General features: G+C 60.8%; 8 protein-coding genes and 1 tRNA gene (1 of these 9 running past the window's edge). 6 read left to right on the top strand and 3 right to left on the bottom strand.

Features of this window, described 5'->3' with window-relative positions; translation table 11 throughout:
* The 3 genes from H2040_RS11660 to H2040_RS11670 form a co-directional block, all read right to left on the bottom strand.
* Positions 1-633 carry the 5' portion of an endonuclease/exonuclease/phosphatase family protein gene (locus H2040_RS11660; RefSeq protein WP_287157546.1) on the bottom strand. The gene continues 573 nt to the left of window position 1, outside the view, so only the first 633 of its 1,206 coding nucleotides appear in the window; the start codon lies at positions 631-633; the stop codon falls past the left edge of the window.
* 180 nt (positions 634-813) lie between these two features.
* On the bottom strand, positions 814-2,457 hold the full coding sequence (locus tag H2040_RS11665) for a phosphoenolpyruvate carboxykinase (RefSeq protein ID WP_287157548.1): 1,644 nt from the start codon (positions 2,455-2,457) through the stop codon (positions 814-816).
* 153 nt (positions 2,458-2,610) lie between these two features.
* Positions 2,611-3,303 carry an endonuclease III domain-containing protein gene (locus H2040_RS11670; protein ID WP_287157549.1) on the bottom strand — a complete coding sequence of 231 codons (693 nt, stop codon included), beginning with the start codon at positions 3,301-3,303 and terminating at the stop codon, positions 2,611-2,613.
* A 166-nt stretch (positions 3,304-3,469) separates the two neighbouring features.
* Here H2040_RS11670 and H2040_RS11675 point away from each other — a divergent pair.
* The 6 genes from H2040_RS11675 (at position 3,470) to H2040_RS11700 (ending at position 10,173) form a co-directional block, all read left to right on the top strand.
* Positions 3,470-3,546, top strand: a tRNA-Met gene (locus tag H2040_RS11675).
* Positions 3,547-3,760: 214 nt separating this feature from the next.
* Positions 3,761-4,411, top strand: a complete 651-nt coding sequence (locus H2040_RS11680) for a hypothetical protein (RefSeq protein WP_287157550.1) — start codon at positions 3,761-3,763, stop codon at positions 4,409-4,411.
* On the top strand, positions 4,401-5,594 hold the full coding sequence (locus tag H2040_RS11685; RefSeq protein WP_287157551.1) for a helix-turn-helix domain-containing protein: 1,194 nt from the start codon (positions 4,401-4,403) through the stop codon (positions 5,592-5,594). The genes H2040_RS11680 and H2040_RS11685 overlap by 11 nt, the downstream gene beginning before the upstream one ends.
* A 461-nt stretch (positions 5,595-6,055) precedes the next feature.
* A complete protein-coding gene (locus H2040_RS11690; protein WP_287157552.1) occupies positions 6,056-7,573 on the top strand; it encodes a tetratricopeptide repeat-containing sulfotransferase family protein in 1,518 nt (505 codons plus the stop codon).
* Between the two features lie 159 nt (positions 7,574-7,732).
* On the top strand, positions 7,733-9,670 hold the full coding sequence (locus H2040_RS11695) for a methyltransferase domain-containing protein (protein ID WP_287157553.1): 1,938 nt from the start codon (positions 7,733-7,735) through the stop codon (positions 9,668-9,670).
* 29 nt (positions 9,671-9,699) lie between these two features.
* Entirely contained in the window at positions 9,700-10,173 is a 474-nt protein-coding gene (locus H2040_RS11700; RefSeq protein WP_287157554.1) for a prepilin peptidase, read from the top strand.
* Positions 10,174-10,507 lie beyond the last annotated feature (334 nt).

Here is a 10,507-nt window from a genome sequence, read left to right on the forward strand (position 1 = left end):
CTTTATGGGCGCTTTGGAGGCCTTCCTTGCATTGAGATGGGTCGTGAAAACCTCGACCGGTTCGGGCGCGAAGGGCGTCTGGATGCGCGCCATGAGCACGCCCTTGTTGGCCAGGCAGTCCAGCCCCGCACAATCGCCGAACGTCATGGCCCGGACATCCAGGATTGGATAGTCGGAGAGAATATAGAGGCCGCTGCCGGTCAGTTTGCCGAGGCCTTCCCCGCGGGCGCGGCGCGGCGCGCCCAACGCGCCAAGGCGCGGGGCCGGGGCGTGCGACTTGTCCGGACCGCGCACGGCGAAAGCATAGCCGGCGCGCCGGATCAGGGTTTGTGTCGCCTCATCCATGAAGGCTTCCTGCAGAAAAACGATCTGCGGCGCTTCCCCCGCTTCACGCAGGCCGGCCAGGCGATCGCCAATCTCCGCCAGCGCCGCCTTCCGGCCGGAGCGAACCGGCGCCGGTAACCCGGCGACATTATACGTCATCACCCGCAGCACGCCCTGATCGGCGGGCGAGGCCGCCTGGTCTGGCAGATGATCCCGGGTGAGAATTTGAAACGGTGAGTCCGGTGCGCCGGAGTGGCTGGCGCAGCCGCTCAGAACAAGCGCGGCAAGCAGAAGCAAAGCCTCGCGCATGATGCCATCCCCCGATTGAGGCGGTCAGGAACCGCCCTCGCATCGAAAGGGATGGCTAGGTGAGTCGTGCGACTCTTCGGACTCAGTTTTCCAACCGATCCGCGAATCTTTTGCGACGGAAAGATGTAAGCCGGCCGCCGCCGGACCCCGGTTCAAGAGGGCGCCGGCGCCGGCGGATAGCTATTTGGCGGCGTGCAGGTCACTTCTGGCGCTCTGGCCGGAAACCGGGCTTGGACTATCGGGATCGGGCGCTGCGTCGCGCACGTCCTGCCCGACATGTTTCTCGAACTTGGCGAAGTTCTTGATGAACATGTCGGCCAGCTTGGTCGCCTGGCGGTCATAGGCCATCGGGTCGCCCCATGTGCCGCGCGGGTCCAGCAGCGCATTGTCGACGCCCTCAACACTCAGCGGGACCTGGAAGCCGAAGAAGGAATCCTCGCGGAACTCGCCCGCCTTCAGAGAGCCGTCGAGCGCCCCGCGCAGCAAGGCGCGCGTATCGCCGATCGGCATGCGGGAGCCTTCGCCATAGGCGCCGCCCGTCCAGCCCGTGTTCACCAGCCAGCAATCCACGCCGTGCTTGCCGATCAGATTGCGCAGCAGGTCGCCATATTCGGAGGGATGACGCGGCATGAAAGGCGCGCCGAAACAGGTGGAGAAGGTGGCCTGCGGCTCGGTCACGCCCTTTTCCGTGCCGGCCACCTTGGCGGTGTAGCCGGAGAGGAAGTGATACATGGCCTGTTCTGGCGTCAGCTTGGCGATCGGCGGCATGACGCCGAAAGCATCGCAGGTCAGCATGATGATATTGCGCGGATGGCCGCAGCGGCCGTCCGGATCTGCGTTCGGGATGGCGGTGATGGGGTAGGCGCCGCGGCTGTTCTCGGCCAGCGAGCCGTCATCGAGGTCCAGCTGCCGCGTTTCCTCGTCCATCACGACGTTTTCCAGCACCGTGCCCCATTGGCGGGTGGTGGCGTAGATTTCCGGCTCCGCCTCTTCCGAAAGGCGGATCATCTTGGCGTAGCAGCCGCCCTCGAAATTGAAGAGGCCGTTTTCGGACCAGCCATGCTCGTCATCGCCGACCAGCGTGCGCGTGGCGTCGGCCGAAAGCGTGGTCTTGCCCGTGCCGGACAGGCCGAAGAAGATCGCCGCGTCGTCCGCGCCGCCCGTATTGACCGAGCAATGCATCGGCATGACGGCTTTTTGCGGCAGCAGGTAGTTGAGGATCGAGAAAACCGATTTCTTGGTCTCGCCGGCATAGGAGGTGCCGCCGATCAGCACCAGGCGTTCGGCAAAATTCACCGCGATCACGGTTTCGGAATTGGTGCCATGGCGCGCGGGATCGGCCCGGAAACTGGGCGCATTCACGATGCTGAACTCGGCTTGGAAATTTTCCAGCTCGTCCCGGTCCGGCCGCCGCAGCAAGTGACGGATGAACAGGGAATGCCACGCATATTCGGTGACGATCGAGACGGGCAGGCGGTAATCGAGGTCCGCCCCGCCATGCAGTTGCTGGGCATAGAGCGACTTGCCGGCCAGGTGCGCCTCGAAATCGGCGCGTAGCGTTTTGAACTGGTCCGGCGTCATGGAAGCGTTGGCGTCCCACCAGACCGTGTTTTCGGTGGACTCGTCGCGAACCACGAATTTGTCGTTGGCCGAACGGCCCGTATGTTTGCCCGTGGTGACGACCAGCGGCCCGTCCTTGGCGATCTTTCCCTCGCCCGTCAGAACAGCTTGTTCGTAAAGTTGCGCTTCGTTCCGGTTCCAGACCAGATCCGCTTTGGACAGATCAATGCCGGGCGTTGCGCCCGTCTTTGCATGGCTTGCCATTGGCGTTCCCTCTAACCCATCGAAAAAAGGCTTTTTCTTTTCCTCAAAGGGATACCAGATCAGGCGGAAAAGGGAACGCCGCGCCTGTTATCGCCTGTGGGCGAGGGGATCGCCCTGACGCCCCGCTTCCGCGCGGCCGGTCCGATAAAGGCGTCAGGCGGCGGACGGGCAGATATCGGCCAGCGGACAGCCGCGGCAGTCCGGCGCCAGATGATGACACAGCTTCTGGCCGTGCGCCTTGATATTATGGTGATGCCGCTCGAAATCCGCCGCGGCCCAGTCCCCGGGCGCGGAGGCCATCAGCACGTTATAGGTATCTTCGACGCTGGCCCGCCAGCGCGCCAGACCCAGCCGCTTTGCGACGCGCTGGTGATGGGAGTCGATCACCATGGCCGGTCTTTGAAGCGTGCTGAAATTCAGAACCGCCGCGCTGGTCTTGCGCCCGACGCCGGGCAGGGATTCCAGCCAGGCGAGGGCGCTGTCCACGGGCCATTCGGCCAGGAAGTCCAGCGCCCTGCCGCCGCGCGACAAATCAAGACGGGCCATCGCCGCCTGCAGATTGGCGGCCTTGTCTTCGGCAAAGGTGACGCCGGCGATGCGCTCCAGCACCTCCCGATAGTCGGCTGCGGCCAGTTGCGACCAGTCCGCATAGCGGCGCTTCAATCGCCAGAAGGCCTGTAAGGAGACCGCGTCCTGCGTCCGCGCGCCCAGCATGGCCCGCACCAGCTGGTCAGGCGGAGACAGCCGCGCAGGATTCTTCGTGAAACCGGCGGAAGCGTCAGGCAGCCGCGAATGGACCACTCTGAGAAGCGACGCGGCGGGATGGGAGAAGAGTCGGGATTGCATGCGCGCAGCGTAACCCGAAAAGAACATATAGGGAACATTATATTTTTAGGCCCGACATTTCAGGCGACGCAACCGATTATGCGGAAAACATGCTATAACCTGCTTTCGAACCGTCACCGCCCCTTCACAAACCGGGGGCGGGCCGTTACATAAGCGCCTCTTCTGACGCGGGGTGGAGCAGCCCGGTAGCTCGTCAGGCTCATAACCTGAAGGTCGCAGGTTCAAATCCTGCCCCCGCAACCAGTATAAGCCCCTGAAATCATTACGGTTTCAGGGGCTTTTTCTATTCTGGCCGATTCTTGATTGCCAATAAAATCAATAATTTATGTCGTCGGTGTAGTTGCGCGCTTAGTCGCGCGAGATGACGATTTCCGGGCGGTGGGCGACGCGGTTGACAAAAAGGCATTCAATTCGTATCAAGTTGCAGTCGCGCCGATGCAACGAGAAGAGATGTGTAATGCACAACGCACCGCCGAAGGATTTTCTTGATGATCAGTTTCCGAACGCGCTTCGTCCGGTAATACCGACGACGCTTCGAACGGCATATTCCGCCGCGAAATTGGTCGCCGAACAAGAACCTTTTCTTCAGGTTGCAAGCGCAAAAGCTAATTTTGGGCGCCTAGTTTCCTGGTCTGTGGACAAGGCGTTCGAGACGGCCTGTCAAACTGGAGCCTTGCCTTTTGATTATGAGTGGCGGTCTTTCGACAAACCTACAGGGAAGTATTTGGCGTTGCGGCCGAGCCACTCGGTTGTGACGATCAGTTTGGTAAGAAATCCTGCACGACAGCCGCGGCAGGTGAGTTTTCGAAATAATGCTCGATTAAACAATGAGCCTTGGCTTTTTGATCCACCCGATGAGGAGTTGGCAGTTCGTGGAGAACCTCACATTCTTCTAGCGCATCGACACGTCGACCCATGGTTTGCCCATCTTGGCATTCCACATCCGCACGACGCGTATGATTATAGTTATCGAACCAAAAACCTTTTTCAGTTACCACACGCTATTGAATCTGCCGGGCCTCCCCCGGAGGATACCGATACGGATTTTGATGCGGTCCAGCTTTTAAAAGAAGATATTGAAAAGTGGCGGAGGGATAATGGCGAATAGCAAGATTCTTCAGTTCCCTACCGCCGCCCGAGAAGACACTTCCGGGCGGCGTTTGATTCCTGGACGTCTCAAAGAGGCTAGGCTAGCTGCGAAACTAAACCAGGCAGAGTTAGCCCGGGAAGTGGGGATCCAGCGTCAAAACATTTCCTATTATGAGCAGGGAGACCGAAACCCCGAACCAGGAACCTTAAGCGATCTTGCGAAAGCTCTGGGTCAACCCGTTCGCTATTTCTTGTCCGAGCCGGCTGATACCTTCGGTCCGCAAAGTGTGAACTTTTTTCGGAAAGTCGGAGCAGACACGAAGCGTAGAAACGATGCTTGCGCGGTATTTGCCTCTTGGTATGCGCAAACCGCCCGTGTGTTTGACCCTCAGGTAAATTTTCCGGAGGTCGATTTACCCTCATTTGAGCCCAGTGATAGCGAGGCAATGCGGTATGAAGATGAAGAAATCGAATCGATAGCCGAATCTGTTCGTGAGCACTTTGGGTTAGGATTCGGGCCAATCTCGAATGTAATCCGCTTGCTGGAAAAACAGGGAATTTTGGTCACCAAGTTTCAGATGCCTGGCGAGCAGGTTGAAGCTTTCTCCTTTTGGAGCGGTGCCCGTCCTTTCGTATTTTTAGCTTCCGATAAGGAAAGTGCCGTCCGCGCTAGGTTTGATGCTGCCCATGAATTGGGCCACTTGGTGCTTCATCGTTGGATTGGCGCAGAGGACATCGAAGATAAAAAGCGCCTTGCAGAAATTGAAAAAGAAGCGAATAGGTTTGCCGGTGCGTTCTTACTGCCGAGAAAAACATTCCCTAATGAGGTGTACTCCCCTCGCGTAGAGGGCTTCGTAGATTTAAAATATCGTTGGAAAGTTGCTATCCAAGCAATGGTTTATAGATGCAAGGATTTAGGAATATTTGATGAGCATCAAATAACCAATCTATATAAACAGATATCTTATAAAAAATGGAGAAAAAAGGAACCCGGAGACGGTCCAGATGGTATTGAGGCGGAGCGCCCGTTGCTTTTAAATCGTGTGGCCGAGCTTGTGTTGGATTCAGGTCGCATGACCAAATCTGATTTAAAATCAAAACTTGCTATATCTTCTGAAATTATTGAGCGGTTTCTCAGCTTGCCAGCTGGATCGCTTGCGGATGATCAAATTGAGCCTTTCGAGCCTACACTCAAGTCGTAATCGTATTCGTTCAACGATATTTCGACTTCATGATCTGCTCATGATCAAACTTTGCAGCGCTTTCGGCCAGCCAGCGCGCAAAATCGTGCAAGCTGGCCGGTGATCGATGGTCGGAGAGACTTGGATGAATTGTGTGAGCAGGGGTAGTTCCAAGCGGCTTTATAAGCTTTGCTCTTGATCCCAAGGTCTCGCCCTCCGCAATATCCGAATTCAGAGGAGCTGACTCGGGCGACAACCTTGTGACGATTTTCCGAGTTCTGGCAGGTTGGTTGCTCTCACGCAGCGAAACAAATTTTGAATGTAGGTTTCAGGTCGTAACTGGCCCCCGCAACCAAATTGGAAAGCCCCGGAATCTCCCGAGATTTCGGGGCTTTCTGGTTTTCGGGGTGCTGTTCAATGCTGGCCCTCTTGTCTTCATGACGGCGCTCTAGGATGGTGCGCGTCCAGTTGAGGGGCGGGACATGACGGACAACCAGTTCGACAATCAGATCAACGCGGCGCGGCAAGCGTTTGCGCAGGGGCGGCCGGAGGAGGCGTTTCAGGCTTGCCGGGGGCTTCTGGCGGCCAATCCGCCGCTGGGCGAGGCCTGGGGCGCGGTTTCTGACATTGCGCTGGAGTGTCACGATTTCTTCGGGGCGTTCGACGCCCGCCGCCGGCAACTGGCCGCGCAGCCGCGCAGTCTGGATGCGGGCAACAAGACCGCCTCTCTGGCCGCCGAGTGCGGACGCTTCGAGACCGCAAAGCATCTTGCCGCCCAACTGAGCGAACAGGCGCCGGACAATCCGGTCATTCACAATACCTATGGCTGGATTCTGGGGGCGCTGGGCGAGTTTGAAGCCTCGGAGCGGGAATACCGGCGCGCGACAGACCTGAAGCCCGGCCTCGGCGGCGCGTGGTATGGTCTTTCCCGGCATGGTTTCCTGCCCACCGACGACCAGACGCTGGCGCGCATGAAAGCCGGCGTAGGCGAAGTGGAAGACGACGATCCGCAGGCGCGGCTGCATGCGCTGGGCACGCTGCATTTCGCGGTTGCCGACACGCATCGCCGCCGGGGCGAAATTGACGACGCCTTTGCCTGGTACATGAAAGGCGCGGAATATTGCGGACCCGCGGCCCCGCCCGACGCGGAAAAGCACTTTCAGAAATTCCGCGCCATGCGCAACGCGCTGAACGCCGACCGCCTTCTGGGCAAGGGGGAGGGACATCGCACCGACCGGCCGATCTTCGTGACCGGGATGCCGCGCACGGGCACCACGCTGATGCAGCAGATCCTGACCGCGCACCCGGATGTGACGGAAGGGGCCGAGGCCTCTCACCTGCACACCGCCGCGCTGCCGATCTGGCCCTATAGTCCGGAGCGGATAGACGCCTATCTGGCCGCCTCCGCCAATCAGCCGGGCGGGCCATGGGCGCGCGCCGGGCGGGCCTTCATGGCGCTGTCGAGCGAGCGGTTCGGCAATACCGGCCGCTTCGTCGACAAGAATCTCGGCAATCCGACGATTCTGGGCGTGGCGCTGGCCGCGCTGCCGGATGCGAAATTTATCTGGATGCGGCGCAAGCCGGGGCCGACCGCGCTTTCCAATTTCACGCATTTCTTCTCCCGCGGCCTGTGGTGGACCTGGCGGCTGGAGGACATCGCCCTGCAAATGCGGGCCTATGAGGCGTTTCTCGCGCACTGGCAGACCCTGTTCCCGGACCGGATTCTGGTGGTCGATTATGAAGAACTGACCGAAGACCCGGACGGACAGATCGACCGCATTCTGGATTATTGCGGCCTGTCCCGCGATCCGGCGGTGAAGAATTTCCATGAGCAGGAAAGCGCGGTGGCCACGTTCAGCGTGGCGCAGGTCCGACAGCCGATCCGCGCCGACAAATCCGAATCCTGGCGCGCCTTCGAGACGCATCTGAAACCGTTCTTCGACACCTATGAAACGGCCGGGGCGCTGTTTGGTGAAAGCCTTGACGCTCCATCGCGGTAAAACTTGATTTAAGTGAATATATTCAAGCGGTTCTGTTGAAATCGCTCACGCATTTTTTAGTCGCGGAGGATTCGATTCCGGTGTATATCAGCGGCCATTGAGCGACCGCTTTTCCAAGGGCTGACTGTCAGCCGCCGGTCGCCGGAATTTCCCGCACTCATGACTTCTGAAAAACCGAATCCCTCCCGCACCGCGCGCCGCCGGCGCGCGTCGATTGGTCCTGTCTCCGACCTGGAATCGCATCTGCCGGCCGAATGGTGGCGCGATATTTTCGACTCTCTTTATCTCAAGACGGACGGCGACGTGGTCGAGGATGAAGAGAATGCGCGCCTTGAGGTCGACCGCCTGATCGCGGCGGCCGGCATGGAGCCGGGCGACCATATCCTCGACCTGTGCTGCGGGCAGGGGCGGCATCTTCTGGAATTCGCCCGGCGGGGTCATGACGGCCTGACCGGCGTGGACCGGTCGCGCTATCTGATCCGGTTGGCGCGCAAACGCGCCAAGAGCGCCGGCGCGGACATCACGTTCCGAGAGGGTGATGCGCGCGCGGTGCGCATTGGCGAATCCAGTCAGGATTACGTGCTGATCCTTGGCAATTCCTTCGGCTATTTCGCCAGCCAGTCCGACGATGCGCGTCTTCTCACCGGCGCGGCGCGGGCGCTGAAGGCCTCCGGAACGCTGGTTCTGGATCTGGTGGACGGCGACTGGATGCGCGCGCATTTCGAGCCGCGCTCATGGGAGTGGATCGACCAGAACCATTTCGTCTGCCGCGAGCGCAGCCTGTCCGAGGACGGCCGCCGCCTGATCTCCCGAGAAGTGATTGTGCATGACGAACGCGGCGTGATCGCCGACCAGTTCTATGCCGAGCGTCTCTATTCCCCGGCCGAGTTGCAGACGCTGCTGGAAGAGGCGGGCTTCCGCGAAGTGCGCCAGATGGGCGGGTTCGAGGCGCTGTCCGAACGCGGTCAGGATCTAGGCATGATGGGCCACCGCGCCATCGTCACCGCCCGCGCGCCGAAGAAGACGGCGCGCGCCGGCGTCTCTGGCCGCGCCAAGCCGTTGGACGTGGCGGTGATCATGGGCGATCCGCGCCTGCCCGATAAGGTGAAACGCGGCGGCCAGTTCAATGAGGAAGACTTCGCCACCATCCAGAAACTGAAAGACTCTCTGGAAACGCTGGACGGCTACAGATTCCGCTATCTGGATAATCACGCCACGCTGGAAAAGGATTTGCGCGCCGCCCCGCCGGACCTCGCGCTGAATCTCTGTGACGAGGGCTTCAATAATGACGCCTTCATGGAGCTGCACGTCCCGGCTTTACTGGAGACGCTGGATATCCCCTATACCGGGGCCGGTCCGGTCTGCCTTGGCATCTGCTACGACAAGTCGCTGGTGCGCGCCGCCGCGGCGGCGCTGGACGTGCCGACGCCGTCCGAGACCTATGTGCGGCCGCATGACCGTTCCGCGACCCTGCCGACATCCTTCCCGGCGATCCTCAAGCCCAACTATGGAGACTCCAGCTTCGGCATCACCAGCCAGGCCGTGGTCAACAACAAGATGGAGTTGGTGGACTATCTGGAGAAGCTCTGGCGCGACCTCGGCGACCAGCCGATCCTGGTGCAGGAATATCTGACCGGCGCGGAATATACGGTGGGCCTGATCGGCAACCCGAAAACGGGGCTGGAGCCGATGACCCTGCTGGAGGTCGATTACTCAAAGCTGGACCCGTCGCTGCCGAAAATCCTCGGCTATGAATCCAAGTGGGATCCGGACTCGCCCTACTGGACGGAGATCAATTACCGCGCCAGCGACGCGCCGGAGGCGCTGCGCCGGGACATGGCGGAATACGCCGCGCGCATGTTCGAGCGGCTGGGCTGCCGCGACTATGCGCGGTTCGATTTCCGGGCCACGGCGGATGGCCAGGTGCGCCTACTGGAGGCCAACCCCAACCCGGGCTGGTGCTGGGACGGCAAGATGAACCTGATGGCCGAGCTGGCGGGACATTCCTATGCCGATTTCCTGGACTCCATCCTGCGCTCGGCCGTCAGCCGCTATGGCATAGGCGTTCACGCGGGGGCGGGAAGCGCGCTGGCGTAGGGGGGCGTGTTGCGGCTAAGACGCCAGCCATGATGGCTCTGGCCGCAACCCTTCTCCTCGGCGTGACGCTGACCGCGATCGCGGTGATTGATGCGCGCGAGATGCGCGTGCCGGACTATCTCAGCCTGCCGCTCATCGTGGGCGGCCTTCTCTTTATGGCCTTCACCGTCCCCGCGGCGCTGTTCTGGCACGCCGCTGGGGCGGCGGCGGGGTATCTGCTGATATGGGGGCTGGCCGCCGCGTTCCGCACCCTGCGCGGGCAGGAGGGGATAGGCATGGGCGACGCCAAGCTGCTGGCCGCGGGCGGAGCCTGGACCGGCCTGCTCGCGCTGCCGTCCATCCTCCTTGCCGCCAGCGCCGCGGGCCTGATCTGGGCGCTTGTCTTAAAAATTTTAACGCGGCGGGAGGCCGGCCGGCCCATGCCGTTCGGACCGTTTCTTTGCGCCGCTATCTTCTTGATCTGGCTCGCAGGCGCGCCCGGCGCGCCGCCTGTCTGGCGGTAAGCCCCCGCCGAGTCTGTCACAGACCCGACATATATCTTTTAAATTAGTGTCAGCATGGAGTGCGAAGAACGCCCCCGCATCGAGGGGGGATTCCTTCCGTATGCCGCTGCCGTGCGCCGTGGCCTCCCCCTTCAGAGAATTACACGCCGAGCTCATTTGAAGGGGGCAACACATGAATACGGGTTCTAACATGCGCCGGCTGCTGCTGGCCGGCGCCGCGGTCACAATCCTGGCGGCCTGTTCCGACACCAGCATTTCCTCGCCGGGCGGCGGCACGCCTCCCGCTCCCCCTCCGCCTCCGCCCCCGCCGGCGACCACGGGCGACCTGGTTTTT

The sequence above is a fragment of the Euryhalocaulis sp. genome (assembly GCF_013911995.1).
Taxonomy (GTDB): Bacteria; Pseudomonadota; Alphaproteobacteria; order Caulobacterales; family Maricaulaceae; genus Euryhalocaulis; species Euryhalocaulis caribicus.

Coding starts and splice junctions, on each gene's coding strand:
- H2040_RS11665 (WP_287157548.1), bottom strand. CDS start 2,457: ATGGCAAGCCATGCAAAGACGGGCGCAACGCCCGGCATTGATCTGTCC.
- H2040_RS11670 (WP_287157549.1), bottom strand. CDS start 3,303: ATGCAATCCCGACTCTTCTCCCATCCCGCCGCGTCGCTTCTCAGAGTG.
- H2040_RS11680 (WP_287157550.1), top strand. CDS start 3,761: ATGCACAACGCACCGCCGAAGGATTTTCTTGATGATCAGTTTCCGAAC.
- H2040_RS11685 (WP_287157551.1), top strand. CDS start 4,401: ATGGCGAATAGCAAGATTCTTCAGTTCCCTACCGCCGCCCGAGAAGAC.
- H2040_RS11690 (WP_287157552.1), top strand. CDS start 6,056: ATGACGGACAACCAGTTCGACAATCAGATCAACGCGGCGCGGCAAGCG.
- H2040_RS11695 (WP_287157553.1), top strand. CDS start 7,733: ATGACTTCTGAAAAACCGAATCCCTCCCGCACCGCGCGCCGCCGGCGC.
- H2040_RS11700 (WP_287157554.1), top strand. CDS start 9,700: ATGATGGCTCTGGCCGCAACCCTTCTCCTCGGCGTGACGCTGACCGCG.